Source organism: Gemmobacter serpentinus (genome assembly GCF_008973825.1).
Classification (GTDB): domain Bacteria; phylum Pseudomonadota; class Alphaproteobacteria; order Rhodobacterales; family Rhodobacteraceae; genus Gemmobacter; species Gemmobacter serpentinus.
This window is the reverse complement of the sequence record NZ_WCHR01000017.1, coordinates 67861-90980: the sequence shown is the minus strand read 5'-3', so window position 1 is coordinate 90980 and position 23120 is coordinate 67861. Positions and strand designations below refer to the sequence as shown.

General features: G+C 64.5%; 22 protein-coding genes. 8 read left to right on the top strand and 14 right to left on the bottom strand.

Annotation, left to right across the window (positions count from 1 at the left end; all coding sequences use genetic code 11):
- Positions 1–73 precede the first annotated feature (73 nt).
- Together miaA and GBJ34_RS10635 are read left to right on the top strand one after the other, a co-directional pair.
- Positions 74–961 (top strand): tRNA (adenosine(37)-N6)-dimethylallyltransferase MiaA, encoded by an 888-nt coding sequence (miaA, locus tag GBJ34_RS10640; protein ID WP_151719246.1) that lies wholly within the window; start codon positions 74–76, stop codon positions 959–961.
- 160 nt (positions 962–1121) lie between these two features.
- Positions 1122–1916, top strand: coding sequence for an AraC family transcriptional regulator (locus GBJ34_RS10635; protein ID WP_151719245.1), 795 nt, complete (start codon positions 1122–1124; stop codon positions 1914–1916).
- Between the two features lie 9 nt (positions 1917–1925).
- Here GBJ34_RS10635 and GBJ34_RS10630 read toward each other — a convergent pair whose 3' ends face one another.
- The 5 genes from GBJ34_RS10630 to GBJ34_RS10610 form a co-directional block, all read right to left on the bottom strand.
- The gene (locus GBJ34_RS10630) at positions 1926–2429 is read right to left on the bottom strand and encodes a hypothetical protein (protein ID WP_151719244.1); all 504 of its coding nucleotides are present in this window, start codon (positions 2427–2429) and stop codon (positions 1926–1928) included.
- 101 nt (positions 2430–2530) lie between these two features.
- Complete coding sequence (gene der / locus GBJ34_RS10625) at positions 2531–4000, bottom strand: ribosome biogenesis GTPase Der (RefSeq protein WP_151719243.1); 1470 nt, start codon at positions 3998–4000, stop codon at positions 2531–2533.
- A 71-nt stretch (positions 4001–4071) separates the two neighbouring features.
- The gene (locus GBJ34_RS10620) at positions 4072–5406 is read right to left on the bottom strand and encodes an outer membrane protein assembly factor BamB family protein (protein ID WP_151719348.1); all 1335 of its coding nucleotides are present in this window, start codon (positions 5404–5406) and stop codon (positions 4072–4074) included.
- A gap of 82 nt (positions 5407–5488) precedes the next feature.
- On the bottom strand, positions 5489–6136 hold the full coding sequence (locus GBJ34_RS10615; RefSeq protein WP_151719242.1) for a hypothetical protein: 648 nt from the start codon (positions 6134–6136) through the stop codon (positions 5489–5491).
- Positions 6137–6505: 369 nt separating this feature from the next.
- Positions 6506–8413 (bottom strand): ABCB family ABC transporter ATP-binding protein/permease, encoded by a 1908-nt coding sequence (locus GBJ34_RS10610; RefSeq protein ID WP_151719241.1) that lies wholly within the window; start codon positions 8411–8413, stop codon positions 6506–6508.
- 85 nt (positions 8414–8498) lie between these two features.
- Between GBJ34_RS10610 and GBJ34_RS10605 the strand changes: the two genes are divergently transcribed.
- Complete coding sequence (locus GBJ34_RS10605) at positions 8499–8867, top strand: ArsR/SmtB family transcription factor (protein ID WP_151719240.1); 369 nt, start codon at positions 8499–8501, stop codon at positions 8865–8867.
- Here GBJ34_RS10605 and GBJ34_RS10600 read toward each other — a convergent pair.
- Positions 8851–10179: a LysM peptidoglycan-binding domain-containing protein gene (locus tag GBJ34_RS10600; protein ID WP_226341126.1), complete on the bottom strand. Its 1329-nt coding sequence runs from the start codon at positions 10177–10179 to the stop codon at positions 8851–8853. The two genes, GBJ34_RS10605 and GBJ34_RS10600, sit on opposite strands and share 17 nt — an antisense overlap.
- 93 nt (positions 10180–10272) lie before the next feature.
- Here GBJ34_RS10600 and GBJ34_RS10595 point away from each other — a divergent pair, with 93 nt between their 5' ends.
- Positions 10273–10827 (top strand): LOG family protein, encoded by a 555-nt coding sequence (locus tag GBJ34_RS10595; RefSeq protein WP_151719346.1) that lies wholly within the window; start codon positions 10273–10275, stop codon positions 10825–10827.
- A 108-nt stretch (positions 10828–10935) separates the two neighbouring features.
- On the opposite strand, the gene GBJ34_RS10590 is transcribed toward GBJ34_RS10595, so the two are convergent.
- The 6 genes from GBJ34_RS10590 to GBJ34_RS10565 all read right to left on the bottom strand — a co-directional run bounded on the left by GBJ34_RS10590 (position 10936) and on the right by GBJ34_RS10565 (position 17383).
- Positions 10936–11538 (bottom strand): superoxide dismutase, encoded by a 603-nt coding sequence (locus GBJ34_RS10590; RefSeq protein WP_151719239.1) that lies wholly within the window; start codon positions 11536–11538, stop codon positions 10936–10938.
- Between the two features lie 120 nt (positions 11539–11658).
- Positions 11659–12117 carry a hypothetical protein gene (locus tag GBJ34_RS10585; protein WP_192931188.1) on the bottom strand — a complete coding sequence of 153 codons (459 nt, stop codon included), beginning with the start codon at positions 12115–12117 and terminating at the stop codon, positions 11659–11661.
- A gap of 76 nt (positions 12118–12193) precedes the next feature.
- Positions 12194–12760 (bottom strand): sarcosine oxidase subunit gamma, encoded by a 567-nt coding sequence (locus GBJ34_RS10580; protein ID WP_192931187.1) that lies wholly within the window; start codon positions 12758–12760, stop codon positions 12194–12196.
- Positions 12753–15731 (bottom strand): sarcosine oxidase subunit alpha family protein, encoded by a 2979-nt coding sequence (locus GBJ34_RS10575; protein ID WP_151719237.1) that lies wholly within the window; start codon positions 15729–15731, stop codon positions 12753–12755. The genes GBJ34_RS10580 and GBJ34_RS10575 overlap by 8 nt, the downstream gene beginning before the upstream one ends.
- Entirely contained in the window at positions 15728–16051 is a 324-nt protein-coding gene (locus GBJ34_RS10570) for a sarcosine oxidase subunit delta (protein WP_151719236.1), read from the bottom strand. The genes GBJ34_RS10575 and GBJ34_RS10570 overlap by 4 nt, the downstream gene beginning before the upstream one ends.
- Before the next feature lie 81 nt (positions 16052–16132).
- Positions 16133–17383 carry a sarcosine oxidase subunit beta family protein gene (locus tag GBJ34_RS10565; RefSeq protein WP_151719235.1) on the bottom strand — a complete coding sequence of 417 codons (1251 nt, stop codon included), beginning with the start codon at positions 17381–17383 and terminating at the stop codon, positions 16133–16135.
- Between the two features lie 262 nt (positions 17384–17645).
- Between GBJ34_RS10565 and ccmI the strand changes: the two genes are divergently transcribed.
- From ccmI to GBJ34_RS10550, 3 genes are read left to right on the top strand one after another with little or no spacing between them, the layout of a single operon-like run.
- Positions 17646–18893, top strand: a complete 1248-nt coding sequence (gene ccmI, locus GBJ34_RS10560) for a c-type cytochrome biogenesis protein CcmI (protein WP_151719234.1) — start codon at positions 17646–17648, stop codon at positions 18891–18893.
- Entirely contained in the window at positions 18890–19405 is a 516-nt protein-coding gene (gene ruvX, locus GBJ34_RS10555) for a Holliday junction resolvase RuvX (protein ID WP_151719233.1), read from the top strand. Before ccmI ends, ruvX begins: the two co-directional genes overlap by 4 nt.
- A gap of 19 nt (positions 19406–19424) precedes the next feature.
- A complete protein-coding gene (locus GBJ34_RS10550; RefSeq protein WP_404811423.1) occupies positions 19425–19577 on the top strand; it encodes a DUF1289 domain-containing protein in 153 nt (50 codons plus the stop codon).
- Positions 19578–19672: 95 nt separating this feature from the next.
- On the opposite strand, the gene GBJ34_RS10545 is transcribed toward GBJ34_RS10550, so the two are convergent.
- Positions 19673–20491, bottom strand: coding sequence for a sulfite exporter TauE/SafE family protein (locus tag GBJ34_RS10545; RefSeq protein WP_151719231.1), 819 nt, complete (start codon positions 20489–20491; stop codon positions 19673–19675).
- A gap of 396 nt (positions 20492–20887) precedes the next feature.
- Between GBJ34_RS10545 and GBJ34_RS10540 the strand changes: the two genes are divergently transcribed.
- Positions 20888–22090, top strand: coding sequence for a multidrug effflux MFS transporter (locus tag GBJ34_RS10540; RefSeq protein ID WP_151719230.1), 1203 nt, complete (start codon positions 20888–20890; stop codon positions 22088–22090).
- Here GBJ34_RS10540 and dusA read toward each other — a convergent pair.
- The gene (gene dusA, locus GBJ34_RS10535; RefSeq protein ID WP_151719229.1) at positions 22066–23067 is read right to left on the bottom strand and encodes a tRNA dihydrouridine(20/20a) synthase DusA; all 1002 of its coding nucleotides are present in this window, start codon (positions 23065–23067) and stop codon (positions 22066–22068) included. The genes GBJ34_RS10540 and dusA overlap by 25 nt on opposite strands.
- Positions 23068–23120 lie beyond the last annotated feature (53 nt).

Sequence of the window (23120 nt, the reverse complement as noted above, 5' to 3'; positions counted from 1 at the left end):
GGGGGCCGTCCGAGACTGTTGTTGAAGGTGGGGCCCGCCCCCGGAATATTTGGAAGATGAAGAAGGAGCAGGCGTGGACGAGGTTTTGGCGACACTCGCGCCCGATCAGCCGGTCCTGATCGCGGGGCCGACGGCCAGCGGCAAATCGGCCTTGGCGATGCGCATCGTGGCGGCGCAGGGCGGGGTCGTGGTCAATGCCGATGCCTTGCAGGTCTATGACTGCTGGCGACTTTTGACGGCGCGTCCCTCCGCCACCGAAGAGGCCGCGGCGCCGCATCGGCTTTATGGCCATATCGGACGCGATGATGCCTATTCTGTCGGGCATTGGCTGCGCGAGGTTGCAGGGATCCTTGCCGAAGGCGCGCGCCCGGTGATCGTGGGCGGCACCGGGCTTTACTTCATGGCGCTGACCGAGGGGCTGGCCGAGATCCCACCGATTCCCGCCGATATCCGCGCCGAGGGCGACGCCCTGCGCCAGCGTGATCCGGCAGCAATGGTTGCGGCGCTGGATGCAGCCACAGCCGCGCGCACCGATCTGGCCAATCTGGCCCGCGTCCAGCGCGCCTGGGAAGTGTTGCGCGCGACAGGCCGAGGCCTGGCGGCATGGCAGCGCGATACGCCGCCACCGCTTTTGCCGCGCACCGCTTGCGCGGCTTTCGTGCTGCGCCCGGCTGTCGATTGGCTCAATGCACGGATCAATCTGCGATTCGACCAGATGATGGCACAGGGCGCGCTGGAGGAAGCACGGGCAGAACTGCCCTTCTGGCAACCCTTGCGCCCCTCGGCGCGCGCGATCGGCGCGCCGGAGTTGATCGCGCATCTGCAGGGCGAAATGCCGCTGGAGACTGCGGTTGCGGCCGCCAAGCTCGCCTCGCGGCAATATGCCAAGCGGCAACGCAGCTGGTTCCGTGCCCGCATGACCGATTGGACCGAGATTCGACCAGACTTATCCACAGGCTGACAGAAGCCCGGGGATAAGACGCGACTTTCTGCACATGCCGCCGGTTTCGCCATATTTCTGCTTGGGTTATCTGCTTCCTACGGGTTAACTGCCGGGGTCGCCTTGTGATTGGTTGCCGTTATCTGCCCCGTTCCGAAGCCGTTGCTGCCGAAAGCCCATCATGGAAGACCACTCCGCCCCCTCCTCGTTGCGTCTTGTCGCTATCCCGCGCCTTGCGGCGGGCGGTCGCTGGCGGGTGGAGGCGATGCGCGCCTATTCCGAGGCCTGCCTGCTGTGGTTCACCAAGGGTCAGGGCCGGATCACCGTGGCGGGTGTGACGCGGGGCTATACCGCGCATAACGCAATCTTCATCCCGGCCGGCGTGATGCACGGCTTTGAGGTTGGCCCGCAAGTCTTTGGAACGGCTGTGTTCTTTGGGCGTGACTGCGCAGTCACCCTGCCGAAAGAGCCGCAACATCTGCGCATCCGCGAGACCTTTGCCGCGCAGGAATTGAACGTCACCCTCGACGCCATCGGGCGTGAGCTGGCCTCGGACAGCCCGGCCAGCGACCGCGCGGCACAGGCCTATCTTGGCCTGCTGGGCGTGTGGCTGGAACGCCAGATTGCGAAATCCAGCCCCGAAAGCCGGCCCGATGCCGCGCGGCGGCTGGTTGCGCGCTACACGGCCCTGTTGGAGCGTGACTTTCGCTCCGGCAGCGGCGTTGCGGAATTTGCCGCGCAACTGGGCGTGACACCGACCCATCTGACGCGCTGCTGCCGTCAGGCCAATGGCCGGCCCGCCTCGGCGCTGCTGCATGACCGGCTGATTTTCGAGGCGCGGCGACTGTTGAAAGAGACCGATCTGCCGGTGGGCATCATCGCCGAAAGCCTTGGCTTCAACTCGCCCGCCTATTTCACCCGCGCCTTCCAGCATCAGGTCGGCAAATCGCCAACCGCCTTCCGGCGTGAGCAGTAAGGCACCGCTTCAGCCGCTGATCTCCAGCTTGATATGCGGATGGCGCGCGACGAGCGCCTTCAGCCAACGATCCTGTGGCCAGGGCAGCACCTCGGCATCGAACCAGAACTGCCGCTGGCCATCTTGATCAAACAGGCTGATCGCATCATCGCCCTCGCTGACCCGACGCAGGGTGATGCGGGCGATCTGCGCGGGCGCGATCCGCCCCGCCTGCCCCGGAAATGCGGCATTGCGGTTCTTCCACCAGATCAGATCCCCGCTTTCGGGATCGATCCGGCATCCGCGCGTTGGATTTGCCAGCAATTGCCCCGCCGCCATCAGCGCGAAACCCGCCCCCATCCATTTGGCAACCGGCACCAGCCATGGCGCGCATTCGCCTGCGGCATTGCAGTTTTCCTCCGGCACCACGCTTAGACCCGCCGCCAGAAACCCCAGACCCACCAGCAGCATCAGCCAGACCGTCAGGTCGCGGCGGGCAGAGCGTTCATAATCAAGGGATTTCAAAACCATCATGCCGGGACGATGGCATCCCGGCATGACCGAATTTGGACCTTTGAAAGACCATCCACCAAATGGCCACGATTTTTCGACGAAAAATCGCGCGTGCCGGAGTGTCAGTCCTTGCGGCCTTCCATATGCTTGCGCAGGCGCGAGGGCGTGCGGAACTTGTTCGCGTTCTTGAACGGGTTCTTGTCGCCCTGCCCGCGGAAGGTCACCCGGATCGGGGTGCCCGGCATGTCGAAATGGTCGCGCAGCCCGTTCACCAGATAGCGGCGATAGCTTTCCGGCATCAGATCGGGATGCGAACACATGGCGACAAAGCCCGGCGGGCGGGTCTTCACCTGCGTCATGTAGCGCAGCTTGATACGCTTGCCGCCCGGTGCCGGCGGCGGATGCGCCTCGGTCATGGCACCCAGCCAGCTGTTCAGTCGCGCGGTCGGGATGCGGCGGTTCCAGATGTCATGCGCCTTCAGGATTGCGGCATGAAGACGGTCGAGGCCCCGGCCGGTCTTGGCCGATACGGTGATCAGCGGCGCACCACGCAGCTGCGGCAAGAGACGTTCGAACATCTCTTTCAGCTCGGCCAGCTTTTCCTGTTTCTCGCCTTCCAGATCCCATTTGTTGACCGCAACCACCACGGCGCGGCCCTCGGTCTCGGCGAAGTCCGCGATACGCAGATCCTGCACCTCGAAGGGGATTTCCACATCCAGAAGCACCACCACGACCTCGGCAAAGCGCACGGCGCGCAACCCGTCCGCCACCGACAGCTTTTCCAGCTTGTCGTTGATGCGGGCCTTCTTGCGCATCCCGGCAGTGTCGAAGATCCGGGTCGGCGTGCCGAACCAGGTGTTGCGCACCGAGATCGCGTCGCGGGTGATCCCGGCCTCGGGCCCGGTCAGCAGCCGGTCTTCGCCGATGATCTTGTTGATCAGCGTCGATTTCCCGGCATTCGGGCGCCCGATCACCGCGATTTGCAGCGGATGGCGTTCGGTCGGCTTATGGGCGTTTTCATCCGCCTCCAGCTCGGCCTCGTCTTCCGGGATATCGACATCGACCAGCGGCGCATCCAATGCGGCACGTTCCTCGAACGCTTCGCTATGGGGGCGCAGGATGTAATAGAGATCATCCATCCCCTCGCCATGTTCGGCAGACATGCGAACCGGCTCACCCAGGCCCAGGCTATAGGCCTCCAGCGCGCCCGCGTCACCCGCCTTGCCCTCGGCCTTGTTCACGCCAAGGATGACCTTGGCCCCCTTCTTGCGCAGGATATCGGCAAAGACCTCATCCGTGGCGGTCACCCCCACCCGGCCGTCGATGATGAACAGGCAGATATCGGCCATGTCCACCGCGCGCTCGGTCAGGCGGCGCATCCGGCCCTGCAGGCTGTCATCGGTTATTTCCTCAAGGCCTGCGGTGTCGATGACGGTAAAGCGCATGTCGAACAGCTTTGCATCGCCCTCGCGCAGATCGCGCGTCACCCCGGGCTGGTCATCGACCAGCGCCAGCTTCTTGCCGACCAGCCGGTTGAACAGCGTCGATTTGCCGACATTGGGGCGGCCGACAATGGCGAGTGTAAAGGTCATCTGGCCCTCCGTGGGCGCGCCCCTTGGGGCCTGTCATACGGTCAAGCGCCTGCCGTTACACCCAAAACGGGTCAACGGAAAGCGTGAAGTTGCCCGTTCTGGCCAACAACGAGCAACATGCCCCCCGCCAAAGCCGGTTGGGCCGCCGCCCCGCCGGGGATCTCGGCGCTGCCGACCATGGCCCCCGTCTGCGGCGAGAAGAAGCGCAGCACCCCGTCGCCAGAGGCGACCGCGATGCGGCCGCCCGCCAGAACCGGGCCATAATGCGCGGTGATCGATTTGTGCTTCTTGGGCTTCACCGCATCGAAATAGGGCATCTCGGCTTTCCAGATCACCGTCCCGGTGGCCGCATCCAGACGCACCAGCTCTGCCTGATCATTCACCAGAAAGACCGATCCGCCCACCGGCAGCACGGGGCCAAGCGCGCCCTCGGGGGCCGACCACAACGTCTCGCCATTGCCCGAGACGGCATAGCTGCGCCCCGAGGCATTGCCGGCATAGATCGTGTCGCCCACAACCACCGGATCGCCCGTGACATCCGAGATCAGCGCATAGGCGCGCCCCAGACGACCGCCGGCAATCTCGGCCTCCCAGACCTCGACCCCGGCCGATTTCAGCACGGCCCGCAATTCGCCCGACGGCATCGGCAGGATCACCAGACGGTCGGTGATCGCCGGTGCCGAGGATCCGACCATCCCGGTATTGGCGGTGGTCCCGTCGATCTGCCACAGCACCTTGCCGTCGGTTGCATTCACCGCCCATCCGGCGCTGTCACGGCCGACGACATAAACGGTATTGCCCTCAACCGCAGGCGCACCTGCGACCGAGGCCCCAAGCTGCTGGCGCCAGATCACCCGGCCCGATGCCGGTTCCACCGCGATCAGCTCGCCATAGCCGGTTGCCACGAACACCCGGCCCGCACCATAGGCGATGCCGCCGCCCGACACTTCCGACCGGCGGTCGCCCTGCGGGGTCAAATCGCTGCCCCACAGCGGCGCACCGTTCAGCGCGGTCGCGTGCAGCCCCATTTCCGCATCCAGCGTGAAAATCCGGCCATCGGCCACGATAGGCGCGGCAGAGATCCGGTTGCGACGGGTCGAGGCCTGGCCGATACTCGCGCTCCAGATCCGCACGGGGGCGGCCGACAATGCGCCATGCGGTGGCAGGTGACGGGCATTGCCACCACGATGGGTCCAATCGGCATTGGCGACTGCGGCGGGCAGCGCGATCGGCACCGACTGATTCACCTGCACGGACTGACCATCGCGCGGCGCAGGGTTGGTCGTGGTCGCCACACTGTCTTCCAGTGGGGTTCTGGTGCCGAACCGCTCACCCGGCAGAATGACCTCCTTCTCGCAAGCGGCAAGCAGCGCCAGAAGCGCCAGGCTGGAGATCGCGGTTTTCATCGGCGGCACGCTCTGCACTCCGTATCAACGCAAACGGCGGGCGGGCCCGCGCCTGCGGCATTGCCTTTCGGCGATTCAGGCCTCAGCCCTGTTCGGGCACGCCCCCAAGGGCGACAATCATCTGCGCGGCGCGGTTGCGCAAGCCCCCGGGCGCATCCTGATCCTGCGTCAGCGCCTGCAGCGCCGTAATCGCATCGGACGACTTCCCCTCCTCGACCAGCAGATAGGCCAGCTGCTCTGCGGCCATCGGGCGGAAAACGCGTCCCGGCACCGCGAGCGGTTCAAGGGCTGCACGACGCTCAGATAGGGGCAGTTCCTTGCCTTGCAGGCCGACACGGCGCAGCACCGCCAGATCACGCCAGAGCTGCGGCAAGGTCAGATCGGCCTCGATCGCACGCAGCGCCTCCAGCGTCGCGGCAGGGTTTTCCTCCGGGTCCGAAGCGAGCAGCAGATCCAGCACGGCCTTTTGTTCGCCCGCTGCCGGGATGGCCGCAAGGGCCGCACGGCGTTCATCGGCCGTGCCGCTTTCGGTTGCCTTCAGAATCGCGTCACCAAAGGCACGCGACTGCGCCGCGCGTTCGGATTTCTGCCATTCCTGCCAAGCCGTGCCACCGACGACGGCGGCAACCAGCACAAGGCCAATCCAGCCATATTTGCGCATGGCTGCAAAAAGCCGGTCCCGGCGCACCTCTTCGGTCACCTCGTCGATGAAGCTATCGGGGTTGCTCACAAAGTCTCTCCCATCATTCGTCCCCGTCTTACACGCAAGGCCGCGCGCTTGCCAAGCCTTGCCCCGGTGCGAAAGGGTTTGGCCCGGCCCTGCGATGACCTTCCAGACCGCCAGATCGGCGGATCATGGCCAGAAAAGGACGGCGTCCTTCATGACCCCGTCTCTGTTCTGCGTGGTCTTTGCGCGGCGCGACAAGACTTGGGCCCGCGGGTGACGCCCTGGCAGGATCGCGGCTAAGGTGCAAGCCGATACAGGTTCAAGGCGGAATGGCCGTGACCGTTCGCCCAGCTGATCAAGGGCACCCCGCAGGGATCGGCGGCCCGAGCCTGACCGCCGATGACATGCCGCCGCGTGGTCGCGCCCCGGCGATCAGGCCGCCGTGCCGGGATTGCGACGCTCGGACTGGCACAAGTCGGCTTCTGCTGCGGCCTCTGCCGCCGCCTCCTGTGCCAAAGCCTCGGCGGCACCGTCTTCGGCCGCCTGACGCGCCCACATGGCGGCATAGCGCCCGCCAAGATCCAGCAGCGCCTCATGCGTGCCCTCTTCGATCACCCGCCCCGCCTCCAGCACCACGATGCGGTCGGCATCGGCGATGGTGGACAGGCGGTGCGCGATGGTGATCACGGTGCGGCCCTGCCCCATCTCGCGCAGAGATTGCTGGATATCGGCCTCGGTCTGGGTATCCAGCGCCGAAGTTGCCTCATCCAGCAGCAGGATCGGCGGGTTCTTCAGCAGGGTGCGGGCAATGCCCACGCGCTGCTTCTCGCCACCTGACAATTTCAGACCACGTTCGCCCACCGTGGTGCCATAGCCATCGGGCAGCGACAGGATGAAATCATGGATCTTCGCGGCCTTTGCCGCGGCCTCCACCTCTGCCGGGCTGGCCTCCGGGCGGCCATAGGCGATGTTGTAATAGATCGTGTCGTTGAACAGCACGGTATCCTGCGGCACGACACCGATGGCCGCGTGCAGACTGTCCTGCGTCACGTCCCGGATATCCTGCCCGTCAATGCTGACGCCGCCCGCCGTCACATCATAAAAGCGGAACAGCAGCCGCCCGATGGTGGATTTCCCCGAACCAGAGGGGCCCACAAGCGCCACAGTCTGGCCAGCAGGCACCTCGACACTGACGCCACGCAGAATCGGGCGCTCGCTGTCATAGGCAAAGCCCACATTCTCAAACCGCACGGTGCCACCCTGCACCCGCAGCGCCTGCGCGTCTGATTTGTCTGTAATCTCGGCCGGTTGCGCCAGAAGACCGAACATCTGCCCCATATCGACCAGGGCCTGGCGGATCTCGCGATACACCGTGCCAAGAAAGCTGAGCGGCATGGTGATCTGGATCATATAGGCGTTGACCATGACGAAATCGCCGACCGTCAACTGCCCGGCCTGCACGCCCATGGCAGCCATCACCATGACAATGACCAGACCCACTGTGATGATCAGCGCCTGCCCGCCATTCAGCAGCGCCAGCGACTGCCCGGTCCTCACCGCCGCAATTTCATAGCGCGCCATCGCCTGATCGTAGCGCGCCCCCTCGCGCGCAGTCGCCCCGAAATAGCGCACGGTTTCAAAGTTCAGCAGGCTGTCGATGGCCTTCTGATTGGCATCGGTGTCCTGGTCGTTCATCTCGCGCCGGATCGCCACGCGCCATTCGGTCACCTTGAAGGTGAACCAGACATAGAGCACGATGGTCAGCACCACGACGACCATATATTGCCAGCCAAACAGCACCGCAAACAGCACCGAAACCATGCTCAGTTCGAGGATTAGCGGCCCGATCGAGAACAGCAGGAAGCGCAGCAGGAAATCGACGCCCTTCACGCCCCGCTCGATGATGCGCGACAGCCCCCCGGTCTTGCGGCTGATATGATAGCGCATCGACAGGCGGTGGATATGGGTAAAGGTTTCCAGCGCCAGCTTGCGCAGCGCCCGCTGGCCAACCCGCACAAAGATCGCATCGCGCAATTCGCCAAAGGCCGCAGCCCCCAGCCGCGCCATGCCATAGGCCAGCGTCAGGCCGACCGCCGTGATCCCCATCAGCATTGCGCCCGATGGCGCATCGCCCGCCAGCTTGTCCACCGCCGCCTTGAAGAAGAACGGGGTGGAAACCGAGACGATCTTGGCCAGCGTCAGCATGACCAGTGCCAGCACGACACGGCGCTTCACCCAGCCCTCGCCCTTGGGCCAGAGATAGGGCGAGACGCGGCGGATCGTCTCCCAGCCTGTCGTCGTGGGGGTATCGTTTTCCGGGATCGTATCTGGGGCTGCCATGTCGGGTTCCTGGCCCTTGCCGGTTGATTGGCGGCGGGGCTTGGGTTATGCAGGGTCAATTCAACGCTTCACGAGTAGTTGAAATATGGAGCAAGGTAAAGTCCTCGCAAGCCTCTCGGCGCTGGCGCATGAATCGCGGCTGGAACTGGTGCGCCTGCTGGTGCCGCATGGCGATGACGGCCTGCCTGCGGGCGAGATCGCGCGCGCGCTTGGCCTTTCGGCCTCACGGCTGTCGTTCCATCTGGCGGCGCTGGAACAGGCCGGGTTGATCCGCTCGCGCCGGGTGTCGCGCAACGTGATCTACAGCGCCGACCTGCAGGGGATCGGCGGCACGATTTCCTACCTTCTGGCTGATTGCTGTCTGGATCACCCGGAGGTGCGGGCCTGCTGCTCGGCCTGCCCGCCGGAAGATGAGGCAGCGGGACTGGCCGATACCCTTACTGCGGAATCGTGAAGACCTGACCGGGATAGATGAGATCCGGATTGCGGATCTGGGCCTTGTTGGCCTCGAACACTTTCACATACATCACCCCATCGCCAAAGTTTTCGCGGGCAATGCGCCAGAGCGTGAAGCCGGGCTGCACCGTTACCGTCAGCGGTGCGGCGCCAGTCTCGGCCGGGGCGGGCTCTGCTCGGGTGACATCGGCGACGGGATCAGCCACCACATCGGATGGCGCGCCAAGGCTGGCGACAGCGGGGCGCGCGCCTATCGTGCTGGGCGCGGCCTGCACCGGACGCGGCAATGTGCCGGACACAGGAGCTTCAGGGAGTTGGGTCGATGCCGCAAGCGGTTGGCCGGGGGTCGCCCGCGGCTTCAGCGCGGCGGCAAGCGCCTCGGGTGTCTCGCGCAGGAAGGGGGTCTCGAACCGGGCGGTCACCTTGCCACTGGCATCCAGTTGATCGGCACGCAGCGTGTAAAGGCCCGGCGTGACATCGCGCAGCGTGGCAAACCACTGGCCCGAGGTCGCAACCAGCGCCTCAGCCACCGGCGCATTGTCCAGATAGATCCGCAAATTGGCCCCGCCATCGCCCTGGCCTGCCAACTGCACCCCGCCCCCCGGCGTGTAGGCGATCGAGGCGATGCTGACCATGCCCGGCGGCAGATCGGATTGCAGAACCGTCGCCCCCTGATCGTTAACCAGAAGGGGGGCTGGCGCTGGCGCTGGTGACACGGCCTCCGCCACAACATTGCCCTCAGCCTCAGCCTCAGCCGCAGCCGTGGTCGCGGGCGCAGAGGTCGGGGCCAGGGCCACCGAATCGCGGCCCGGAACCTCTGGCGTGCCCAGTTGCACCAGGGTCAGCATACGCGGCGCGTCAGATGGGGCCAGATCGAACAGCGCCACGAAGGTGCCCTGCCCGTCCGCCGTCGCCCGCGCCACCTCGGCATCATCGATGCGCAATTGCACCTCTGCCCCCGGACGGGCCCGCCCGGCCACCAGCGCCTGGCCCTCGGGCGTGACGCGAACGGTATCAAAGCCCGGCGGGATCTGTGCTGCGGCAGCGGCCTCGGGGCTGGCGGCGGAGGCCGCTGTCTGCGGCTTCGCTGTCGTTGGACTTGCCGTTGTTGGTGTCTTTGCGGCGGGTGTCTCTGCAACTGGCGTCTGAGGTGTGGGACCCGGCGACAGAAGCGCGACCGGGGCCTCCGGCTCCGCAGGTCGCTGGACATACCAGACCAGCCCACCAGTGATCGCCGCCACAGCCGCAATCGCCAGCCCCGCAACGGCGCTGCCCGAAACCGCGCCGCCTGCCCCCGCTTCCTTCACCATCGCATCCCTCCGCGCGCTCTTGCCCGGCGCCGCTTTCTCTTTCAGAGGAACCCCGATAGATCCGAAATGGCAACCAATATTTCCGAGGCCCCCATGTCCTTCACCCATTCCGTTTGCGTTTTCTGCGGATCGCGCCCTGGCGCGCGGCCTTCTTACGCACAGGCCGCCCGGGATACCGGCACCATGCTGGCGTCAGAGGGCTGGCGGCTGGTTTACGGCGCAGGCGATGTCGGCTTGATGGGCGAGGTCGCGCGCGCCGCGCAGGCGGCAGGGGCCATTACCATGGGCATCATCCCGACCCATCTGATGAAGCGCGAGATCGGCAAGCGCGACCTGACCCAGATGGTGATCACCGAGGACATGCATGAACGCAAGAAGGTCATGTTCATGAACTCCGATGCGATCGTGGTGCTGCCGGGCGGTGCAGGATCGCTGGATGAATTTTTCGAGGTGGTGACCTGGGCGCAGATCGGCCTGCACCGGAAGCCGATTTTCCTTCTGGATACAGATGGTTATTGGCAACCCCTGATCGGTCTTGTGAACCATGTGATCGCGGAAGGCTTTGCCGATGAAAGCCTGCTTGGCCATTTCACCGCCGTACCTGATATCGCCACGCTGCGCCAGGCAATCCACGACGAATTGAATTGATATCCGTTCAAAAACAATAGCTTGCCGTTTCTTCCTGCAACGTGTCACCAATAGAAAAGGCCTGCCGGATCGCTCCGGCAGGCCTTTTCCATTCAGGGGATCGTCAGATCACAGCTTGGCGGCAACCGCTTCCCAGTTCACCAGCTTCTCGAGGAAGTTGGTGAGATAGGCCGGGCGCTTGTTGCGGAAGTCGATGTAGTAGGAATGTTCCCACACGTCGCAGCCCAGAAGCGCGGTCTGGCCGAAGCAAAGCGGGTTCACGCCGTTTTCGGTCTTGGTGACCTTCAGCGCGCCGTCCTTGTCTTTCACCAGCCAGGCCCAGCCCGAACCGAACTGGCCCGCACCTGCGGCGGCGAAGTCTTCCTTGAACTTGGCGACCGAACCGAAGGATTCGGTCAGGGCTTTCTCAAGCGCGCCGGGGATCTTCTTGTCTTCGCCCGGACCCATCACTTCCCAGAACAGGTTGTGGTTCCAGTGCTGCGAGGCATTGTTGAAGATGCCGTTCTGCGCCACGGCGCCGGCGGCATAGGTGCCAACCACGATCTCTTCCAGCGACTTCGATTCCCACTCGGTGCCGGCAATCAGCTTGTTGCCATTGTCGACATAGGCCTTGTGGTGCAGGTCGTGGTGATATTCCAGCGTCTCTTTCGACATGCCAAGCGCGGCCAGCGCGTCATGGGCATAGGGCAGATCGGGAAGCGTGAAGGCCATGGTCTTTCTCCTGTTCGGGATTGGTCCTTTGCTGCCCAATAAGAGGGTGCGGGATGGTAAGGTCAAGGGGCGGTCACTGTATTTCCGACAGAACCACCCCGAGATTTGGCCACAGGCGGATCAGCCCTTGGACTTTTTGCCCGGCTTGGCGGTGATCCGCTGACATGTGCCACGATCCTGCAACTTGTTGTCATAGCCTGCCGGGCGGGCATCCACCGTGATCTTCCCGGTCTCGTGGAACAGCACGGCACGATAGCGCATGATCGTGGACTGGCCACGGTTGGACAAGGCAAGTTCCCAGCGCAGCACCAGCTTCTTGTCGGTTTGTTCGACAACGGTTGCTTCCACTGGCTTACCATTGTTCTTGGCGTGCACGATCCCGTCGATCACCGCCACGCGGTCACCCTGCATGGCGAAGATAATGGTCGGTGCAATCCATCCCATGCCGGCTTGCGAGGCCTTGATGGAACATTCATAGCCAGTGAATTCTGGCGCAGTTTTTGCAGAAACAGATCCCGCCGTCAGGAAAAGAGCGGCGGCACAGATAAAGGCACTTTTGACAACGGCACTTTTGAACACGAAGATAATCTCCCGATGCGTGTTAACATCGGGAGATTACAACCTTCAAAGGCAATGCCAAGGGGAATTTTCCGCCTTAAAACAGTTCGCTACCGGGTTTCGCCGAATGCGACAAAAGCCCCATCACATAGCCCGCGACGGACCGGAAACAGACCAGTGTAAAGCCGCCCTCATCGGCCCAGAACGCACCTGCGACCTGCGCGATACGGGTGCGGCGCAGCTCGCCCGGCTCCAGCTCTGACAGGTCTGCCGGGGCCAGTTTCATCAGCACCTGTCCCGCATCCGCCCCTTCAATGCGAAAGACCGCGCGCGCATCCGACACATCGACCGCCAGATGGTGCTGGCCTGCCAGCTCCTCGGCCAGCGTGGCCAGCGCGGCCGCCACATCGGCATAGGGCAGCACCAGCAGATATTCGTCCGGGCTCATCCAGCCTGCGGCCTTGTCGCCCGCCACCTCGATCCGCCGGGCTTCGGGAAGTTTGGTGCCGGTCACCGCCTTCACGGCGGCGGCCAGCCCTTTCACATCGGGTTTGGCGCGCAGCGTGATCATGCCTTGCGGGCCGATCTCGCGGATACTGGCAAAGCCCGAAGCGACAGCGCCGCCAAGAGCGCTGGTGATGCGGGTGTTCATCGCGTCAGACATTCTGCTTTGCCCCTTCCTTGTCGTAGAAGACCGGATCGACGATCTTCGCCTGCACGGTGCCGCCCCCCAGCTTGGTCATCTCGACCACCTCGCCCAGACGGGCAAGGCCCCCTTTCACCAGACCCATGGCAATGCCCTTGCCCAAGGTCGGCGAGAAATAGGTGGAGGTCACGCGCCCCTGTGTATTGCGCTGACCATTGGCATTGGTGCCCGGGGCCACCGCATAGGCACCATCCTCGATCACGCTGCCATCCAGCGTTTCAAGGCCGACCAACGTCCAGCGATCCGTCCCGGCCAGATAGGGCCGTTCCTGCCCGCGCTTGCCCAGGTAATCCGCCTTCTTCTTGGAGATCGCCCAGCCAAGGTTCAGGTCCTGCGGGATCACCGTGCCATCGGTTTCATCCCCGATCATGATGAAGCCCTTTTCGGCGCGCAGGATATGCAGGCCCTCGGTGCCGTAAGGCATCATGCCGAACTCGGTCCCAGCGGCCAGCAGCGCGTCCCAGAAGGCGCGGCCTTCGGATGCGGGAACCGCAATCTCGTAGGACAGCTCCCCCGAGAAGCTGATGCGGTAGGCCCGCACGCGGAAGCCGCCAAGCACACCATCAGCCCATTGCATGAAGGGCAGCGTCTCTTTCGAGACATCCATGCCCCCCAGCTTTTCCAGAACCTTGCGGGCATTGGGGCCGACCACCGCGAATTGTGCGAATTGTTCGGTCACATTGGCGGTATAGACCTGCCAATCCCACCATTCGCATTGCAGCCAGTCTTCCATCCAGGCGTGGATGCGGTCCGACCCGCCCGAGGTGGTGTGGCACAGCCAGGTATCCTCGTCGATGCGCGCAACCACGCCGTCATCGCTGAGGAACCCTTGCTCGTTGCACATCAACCCGTAACGGCATTTGCCGATCGGCAGGGTCGACATGACATTGGTGTAAAGCATGTCGAGGAACTTGCCCGCATCCGGCCCCTTGACGATGATCTTGCCAAGGGTCGAGGCGTCCAGCAGGCCCACATTGCTGCGGGTGTTCTTCACCTCGCGGTGAACCGCCTGTTCATGGGTCTCGCCGGGGCGCGGATAGCAATAGGGACGCTGCCACAGGCCCACAGGCTCCAGATAGGCGCGCTGCGACACATGCCAGTCATGCACCGGGCTGCGGCGCAGCGGCTGGAAGATCTCGCCGCGCGCCTCGCCTGCCAGGGCACCAAGCGTCACCGGCGTATAGGGCGGGCGGAAGGTGGTGGTGCCAACCTGCGGAATCGCCGCCGACAGGCTGTCAGCCAGAACTGCCAGACCGTTGATATTGCTGAGCTTGCCCTGATCGGTTGCCATGCCCAGCGTGGTATAGCGTTTGGTATGTTCGACCGAAGTATAGCCTTCGCGCGCCGCAAGCTGCACGTCAGAGACCTTCACGTCATTCTGATAGTCCAGCCACATCTTGGCGCGCAGCGCAATCGGGGCACCTTGCGGCATGACCCAGACCGGCTCCATCGCGGCCTCTGCCGGGCCTTGCGCTGCGGGTGCCTGCGCACCGCCGACCGAGGCCGTGGCGTCTGCCAGCACCTCCGCCGTGGTCAGCAGGCCCGAGGCGGTGCCCGCTGTCACCACCAGCGCCGATCCGTCGTGGTTGCGCGGCGGCTGTTCGCGATTGGGCACGAACTGCGCCTGTGCCGCATCCCAGGTCAGCTTGCCGCCGCAATGGCTCCATAGATGGACGACCGGCGACCAGCCACCCGACATGGCGACCGCATCACAGGCGATCTCTTCCTGCACGGCTCCTTGACCGGCCTGCGCGCAGATCGCGACGGCGGTCACACGCTTGCCGCCCTTCACCTTGGCAATGGCCTTGCCGGTCTCGACCCGGATGCCAAGGGCACGGGCCTGTGCCGGCAGATCGCCATTGGCGGTGGCGCGGGCATCAAGGATCACCGGCACCTCAAGCCCTGCCTGTTTCAGCGCGATGGCGGTGCGATAGGCATCGTCATTGTTGGTCACGACGACCGTGCGGTCGCCAGGGGCCACGGCGAAATTCACCACATAGTCGCGCACGGCCGAGGCCAGCATGACGCCGGGAATGTCATTGCCCGCAAACGACAGCGGGCGCTCGATCGCGCCGGTTGCGGCGACGATCTGACCCGCGCGCAGACGCCACAGGCGATGACGCGGGCGCCCGTCGCCGGGGGTGTGGTCGGCGATCTTTTCATCCAGCAGGACATAGCCGTGATCGTAAGACCCCGCCGCCATGCAGCGGGCGCGGATCGTCACGTTGTCGAAGCCTTCCAGCTTTGCCAGCGTGGCCTTGACCCAGGCCTCGACAGGTTGGCCGTCGATCTCGGCCCCGTCTACCATGGCACGACCGCCGAAATGCGCGGTCTGCTCCACCAGCCAGACGCGCTTGCCCGCCTGGGCCGCCACCAATGCGGCCTGAAGACCGGCAATGCCGCCGCCCACGACCAGCAGGTCGCAAAAGGCATAGGCCTGCTCATAGCGGTCGGCATCCTGCTCCTTCGGCGCTTTGCCAAGGCCCGCCGAATGGCGGATCACCGGCTCGAACACATGTTTCCAGGCGAAACGCGGATGGATGAAGGTCTTGTAGTAGAAGCCCGCAGGCAGGAAGCGGGCGGCATAGTTGTTCAGAACGCCCACATCCAGCTCAAGGCTGGGCCAGTGGTTTTGCGACCGGCAGGTCAAGCCGTCGAACAGCTCGGTCGTGGTTACGCGCTGGTTCGGCTCGAACCGGCCGCCCTCGCCCATATTCACCAGCGCGTTCGGCTCTTCCGCGCCCGAGGCCACGATGCCGCGCGGGCGGTGATATTTGAAGCTGCGCCCGACCAGCATCTGGTCATTGGCCAGCAGGGCCGCGGCCAGCGTATCGCCGGCATAGCCCTTCAGGCGCTTGCCGTTGAAGCTGAATTCATAGGCGGTGGTGCGGTCGATCAGACGGCCACCTTTGGCGAGACGGGTGCTCATTTCCAACCCTTCCAGTCCGGCCGCTTGGCCTTGATCTTGTCGATAATGTCGGCGGGCGGCTCGGTGGTCTGGGCGGGATAGGTCCCGAAGACCTCGAGCGTGGCGGTGCAACGCGCGGCCAGGAACCACTTGCCGCAGCCATAGGCATGGCGCCAGCGTTCGAAATGCACGCCTTTGGGGTTCTTGCGGGCAAACATATAGGCCTCGAATTCCTCGGCCGTCGAGCCGGGGCCGAAGCGTTTCAGATGCGCCTCACCACCGGGGCTCAGCTCGGTTTCCTCGGCCTTCACGCCGCAATAGGGGCATTCAAGAAGAAGCATCGGTCTTGTCCTGTGCGAAACGCATCTCTTCGGTGAAGACATGCTGCCTGCGATTTTTCGGCGAAAAATCGGTGCCCTGCATCAATGCGCCACCCCGGCGGCCACCGATTCATCGATGAACTGCCCTTCGCGGAAGCGCCACATGTTGAACTCGGCCGCCAGCGGCCCGGGCTCGCCCTTGGCCATCAGCTCGGCCATGGCCCAGCCGGAGCCGGGGATCGCCTTGAAGCCGCCGGTGCCCCAGCCGCAATTGATGAAGCAATTGCCAAGGGGCGTCTTGGAGATGATGGGCGAACGGTCGCCGGTCATGTCGACGATGCCGCCCCATTGCCGCAGCATCTTGACCCGGCTGATGATCGGGAAGGTCTCGACCAGCGCGCGCAGGGTTTCCTCGATATGGTGGAAGCTGCCGCGTTGCGTGAAGTTGTTGAACCCGTCGGTGCCGCCGCCGATCACCAGCTCACCCTTGTCGGACTGGCTCATATAGCCATGCACGGTATTGGCCATCACCACGACATCGATGCAGGGCTTGATCGGCTCGGAGACCAGCGCCTGAAGGGCCAGCGATTCGACCGGCAGGCGGAAGCCCGCCATCTCGGCCAATTGGCCGGAATGGCCCGCGACCACGATGCCCAGTTTCTTGCAGCCGATGAAGCCGCGCGAGGTCTCGACCCCCACGACCTGGCCTTGCTCGGAGCGGACGCCGGTCACTTCGGTCTGCTGGATGATGTCCATCCCCATATCGCTGCAGGCACGGGCCAGCCCCCAGGCCACCGCGTCATGGCGGGCGGTGCCGCCGCGCGGCTGGTAGAGCGCGCCAAGCACCGGATAGCGCGGCCCGTCGATATTCATGATCGGCACCAGTTCCTTGACCTGTTCCGGCCCGATCCATTCGGTTTTCGAGATGCCTTGCAGCGCATTGGCATGAACGGTGCGCTTGTAGCCGCGCACCTCGTGATGGGTCTGCGCCAGCATCAACAGGCCACGCGGGCTGAACATCACGTTGTAGTTCAGGTCCTGGCTGAGATTTTCGTAAAGGCTGAGCGCCTTGTCATAGATCGCGGCCGAGCAGTCTTGCAGATAGTTGGAGCGGATGATGGTCGTATTGCGCCCGGTATTGCCGCCGCCGAGCCACCCTTTTTCGATCACCGCTACATTGGTAATGCCGTAATTCTTGCCAAGGTAATAGGCCGTTGCCAGACCATGGCCACCCGCGCCCACGATGATCGCGTCATAGGCGGCTTTCGGCACCGGGGCGCGCCACGCTTTTTCCCATCCCTGATGGTAGCGCATGGCTTCTCGGGCAATCGCAAAGACCGAATAGCGTTTCATTGGATATCTTGCTCCCGCATCTGTCAGGCCCCGGGGGTGTGGCCCCGAAAGTCTGGCGTGGTGAACGCCATGGTTGAATCATGCCCTGAACCGCAAAATGTTCCGCCAAGCGGAGCGGCACAATGGGGAAAATTGCGACATGGTCGTCGCAAGGGACGCAGGCCTTGCTGCCCCGTTGCCGCCCCTGCGACTCCAAGCCCCTTTTGCCACGCGGCAGGGAAGGTTACATGGGGCCTTGCGCATGGAGCGAACGGAGAAAGCGATGGCGATGTTCTGGGTAACGGCGGCGGGGCTGGTGGTGGCCTCATGCGCTGCGCTGTTTCTCGGGCTGTGGCGGGGACGGGCACAGGATCAAATGCCCGAGACGCAGGTCGACCTGCGCATCTATCGTGATCAATTGGCTGAAGTGGACCGTGACGCCGCGCGCGGCACCCTGTCGGTTGAAGAGGCCGCAAGGCTGCGCATCGAGGTATCGCGCCGCATTCTGGAGGCAGACAAACAGGCGCAAGGCACCGCCGCCCGCGCCAAGGGGCCGGGCATTGCCCTGACCGGCGCAGTCATGCTTGCGATGGTGGCAGGGTCGATCTGGCTCTATCAGGCACGACTTGGCGCACCGCTTTACCCCGACCTGCCGCTGGCCGCCCGCATTGCTGTCGCCGAGGAGGCCCGGCTCAATCGCCCCGGCCAGGCACTGGCCGAGGCGGAGGCCCCGCTGCCTGTCGCACCCGAAGAGGTGGATCCTGAGTTTCTGACCCTGATGGAGCGTCTGCGCGAAACGACAAAAGCCCGCCCCGATGATCTGCGCGGACAGGAATTGCTGGCGCAGAACGAGGCACGGCTTGGATTTTATGGTGCAGCGCAGCGGGCACAGGCCCAGATCATCCGCATCAAGGGCGATCAGGCAACCGCCGAGGATTACGCCGTGCAGGCGGAGCTTATGGTCTTTGCCGCAGGCGGCTATGTTTCGCCCGAGGCCGAGGCGGCGCTGCAAGCCGCGCTGCAACGCGATCCGACCAATGGCTCGGCCCGGTTCTATTCCGGCTTGATGCTGATGCAGACCGGGCGCCCGGATCTGGCCTTTCCGATCTGGCGCGATCTGCTGGAGGTCTCGCCCCCCGATGCGCCCTGGGTGGCACCCATCCGGCAGGATATCGAACAGCTCGCGCAATTTGCCGGGGTGCGTTACGCCTTGCCGCCAGGGCAGGCGACCACCCTGCCCGGCTCCGCCTTGCCCGGCCCGGATGCCGCGGCCGTCGCCGCAGCCTCCGAGATGTCGGAGGCCGACCGTCAGGCCATGATCGAAGGCATGGTCACGCAGTTGAACGACCGGCTTGCGCGCGATGGGGGCAGCGCGGAAGAATGGGCGCGACTGATTTCCGCGCTTGGGGTCCTGGGCGAGACGGATCGCGCCCGCGCGATCTATGCCGAGGCGCAGGCGCGGTTCGAGGGGCGTGCGGAAGATTTGGCCCAACTGGAGTCCGCCGCCAAACAGGCAGGGGTGGTGCAATGAGCGGTTTCGAGGATGCGACAGAATTTGTGACCACCCTGCCCCGCAGCGGCGCGCTGGCGGGTCTGGATCTGGGCACCAAGACCATCGGGGTTGCCATATCAGACGTGATGCGCGGGGTGGCGACCCCCAGCCAGACCATCCGGCGCGAGAAATTCACCAAGGATGCCGAGGCCTTGCTGAAACTGCTGACCGCCCGGCAGGTGGTCGGCATCGTGATCGGCCTGCCGCGCAATATGGATGGGTCAGAAGGCCCGCGCGCGCAATCAACCCGCGCCTTCGTGCGCAATCTGGCACCGCTGTCACCGCTGCCCGTGCTGTTCTGGGATGAACGGCTGTCGACGGTTGCCGCCGAACGCGCGCTGCTGGAGGCCGATACCTCGCGCAAGAAACGCGCCGAAGTGATCGACCATGTGGCGGCGGGCTTCATCCTGCAGGGCGCGCTGGACCGACTGGCGCATCTGCGGCGCGAAGCCGAGCACGCCGCCCGCCTTGCCGCGCAAGAAGATGAATAGCGCGGTCGAGAGCCCCTGCGTGAAACGCTGCCAGCTGCATCCGGTGACCCGAAGCTGCACCGGATGCCACCGCACGCTGGAGGAAATCGGCCTCTGGTCCAGCATGAGCCCCGAGGCGCGCCGCGCCGTGATGGCCGACCTGCCCGCCCGCGCGCTGCGGTCACAGGACTAGCACCCACGATCCTTCGTCGAAGGATCGCCATTCAGTTTCCGGCCTTCGTCGCAGGACCGTTGCGCAACTTCCGCCCGTCGCCCATGGATCGCCGTTCAGTATCCGGCGGCCTTGCGCAACATGTTCAGCGCGACAAGGATCAGGAAGGCGGCAAAGGCGCGCTTCAAGGGCTTGGGGTCCATCGCATGGGCCAGCTTCACGCCCAGTGGCGTGGTCAAAAGCGTCATCACGACGATCACCGCGAAGGCGGGCAGGTTCACCGCACCCAGCGTATAGGGCGGGGCATCAGCGATGTTCATGGTCAGAAATCCAAGGGCCGAGGGGATCGCGATGATCAACCCGAAGCCCGAGGCGGTGCCGACCGCGCGATGGATCGGCACACCGAACAGCGTCATCATCGGGACGCCAAAGGTGCCGCCGCCAATGCCCATCAGCACCGACAGGAAGCCAAGCCCGCCGCCCATGGCCCATTTGCCGGGCCCATCCGGCAGCGCCGCGCCAAGCCGCCAATCGGCACGACCAAAGGCCATCCACAGACCCGCAATCAGCCCCAGCACCCCAAACAGCGCCTGCAAGGTCACCGATTTCAATCGCGTGGCCAGCAGGAACCCCGCGACCGCGCCAATGGCAATCGCGGGGGCCCAGCCCTTCAGCACCGCCCAATCCACCGCGCCCTTGCGATCATGCCCCTTCACGGATCGCATCGCGGTCGCCATGATCGTGGCCAGCGATGTGCCCAGGCAGACCTGCATCAACTGCGGGCCCTCATATCCCAGATGCGAGAAGGCATAGAAGAAGGCTGGCACCAGCACGATACCGCCACCCACGCCCAGAAGCCCAGCGATCACCCCGGCCAGCCCTCCGATCACGATCAGCAGCAGAAGCATCGGCGAGAGGGTGGCAAGGTCGGGCATCGGGGTCCTCGGGCAAAGGGGTCGACGGGGCGGCAGAACAAAGCGGCAGAAAATGCCAAAGGGCGTGCTGCGCACCGGCGCGGGCCCATCGCCCCGCATGGCCGGATTGTTGCATCCCGCGCACAGGCTAGAGCCTTGCTGCGGCGGGTGCCAGAGCCCGATTGCCTCTGGCGGGAGAAAAGGTTACTCAGGGTGTCCGGTTTTCACCAACGCCGCGGCGGCCTGCTTGGCCATCATGCGTTTCTGAGGCCACCATCTTTTTTCTTATCGCCTTGCGGCCGGTCAGTGCCGCCTACTGCCCCTTCCCCGATCCGGTCCTTCGCCGAATAGATGCGCGCCGCCGTCCTGCGTCAGCCGTCGCGCATGAAACCCTGTCTGAACGGAATGGTTCTTTCCATGTCTAGCTCGCTTATGCGTCCCGCCCTTGTTCTGGGGCTGCTTTCCGCCGTCGGTCCTTTCGCGATCGATATGTATCTTCCTGCAATGGAGAGCATCGGTGCCGATCTTGGTGCCAGTATGCCCGCCATGCAGGCCACAATCTCCAGCTATTTCCTGGCCTTCGGTCTGGCTCAGCTGATCTATGGCCCCTGGGCCGATCAGGCCGGGCGCAAGACACCGATCTATGCCGGTCTGGTGATCTTCCTGATCGGCACGCTGATCTGCACCTTTGCCCCCAATACCGAAGCCCTGCTGGCCGGGCGCTTCGTCCAGGGTCTTGGTGGTGCAGCCGTGATGGTGGTGCCGCGCGCAGTCATCCGCGACCTGACCACCGGCCATGATGCCACACGGATGATGGCCGCGATCATGCTGGTGATCTCGGTATCGCCCTTCCTTGCCCCGCTGGCGGGTGCCGGGCTGATGGCAATCGGCAGCTGGCGCGCAATCTTCGGCGTGCTTGCCCTTGCCACCCTGATCAGCCTTGCCATGACGCGCTTTCTGCTGACCGAGACCCTGCCGCCGGAACAGCGTCAGCCGGTCTCGATGGCGGCCACGCTGAAAGGCGCGAAGTTCCTGCTGACCCATCGCACCTTCATGGCGCTGACCTTCCTTGGCGGCTTTGGCATGGCCAGTTTCTTCGTCTTCCTCGCCTCTGCCCCCTTCGTTTACGGGCAGGATTTCGGGTTGAGCCCGACGCAATTCTCGCTGGCTTTCGCGGTGAATGCGCTTGGCTTCTTCTCCAGTTCGCAAGTCGCGGCGCGGCTCGGAATGCGCTATGGCGCGCGGGTGGTGATGGTGCGGGCGACGCTTGGCTTTGCCGCCTTCGCCATCGCGCTGTTCGGGCTGGGGCTTTTGGGGCTTGCCAATCTCTGGGTCACCATGGCGGGGCTGTTCCTGGCCAATGCCTGCCTTGGTCTGGTGATCCCGACCGCGATGGTCATGGCGCTGGATGAGCATGGGCCGATTGCGGGCCTCGCCTCGTCGCTGGGCGGCACATTGCAGATGCTGGCGGGCGGGGTGATGATTACCGCCTGCGGACCGTTCTTTGATGGCACCGTGCTGCCGATGCTGGCCGCCATCGCGCTTTGTGCGACCATTGCACTGGTCCTTGCGCTGGTGGTGGCGCGGCTGCCGGCTCAGGAGGCCGCAGCCACCGCCTGAGCTGCAAGCCGGACCTCCTCAACGGCGCGGTCGATCAGTTCGACGCCCGCGCCGGGTTTGCTTGCCCCCTCGGATATGACCCGGCGCCAGATCCTTGCGCCGGGTCGCCCGGAAAACAGCCCCAGCATATGGCGTGATATCTGGTGCAGACGCCCGCCCGCCGCGATATGGGCCGCGATATAGGGCTTCATCTGATCCACGACATCAAAGGCATCGGGGGCGAAATCATCACCCCAGAGCGCATCCGCCCCGATCAGGCTTTGCCCCGGATCATGATAGGCCGCGCGCCCGATCATCACCCCGTCCAGCCCCTGACCCAGCAGATCCCGCGCCTGCGCCAGCGCGGCGATGCCGCCATTGATGCAGATCGTCAGCTCCGGGAAACGCTGCTTCATCGCCAGAACCAGCGGATAATTCAGCGGCGGGATCTCGCGGTTTTCCTTGGGGGACAGGCCCTGCAACCATGCCTTTCGGGCATGGATCACGAAATGGGTGACCCCCGCTGCGGCCACGGTTTCGATAAAGCGCGGCAGCACCTCTTCGGGCTCCTGATCGTCAACCCCGATGCGGCATTTCACCGTGACCGGCACATCCGTTTCCTGCGCCATGGCGCGCATACATTCGGCAACCAGGTCCGGCTTTTCCATCAGCACCGCACCGAAACAGCCCGATTGCACCCGATCCGAGGGGCAGCCGCAATTCAGGTTGATCTCGTCATAGCCCCAGTCGCGGGCAATGGCGGTGGCCTGTGCCAGCTCGCGCGGATCCGATCCGCCAAGCTGCAACGCGACGGGATGTTCCTGTTCGCTGAAATCCAGAAGCCGCGCCTTCGGCCCGTGGATGATCGCGGGCGCGGTCACCATCTCGGTGTAAAGCATCGCCCTCCGTGTCATCAGCCGGTGGAAGAAACGGCAATGGCGATCCGTCCAATCCATCATCGGGGCCACAGATATTCTATGTGATTGATTTTTATTCATTTTTATAGTATCTTCAATCCGTTGACCCAGTTTGTCCCTACGCCAGGTTTCGC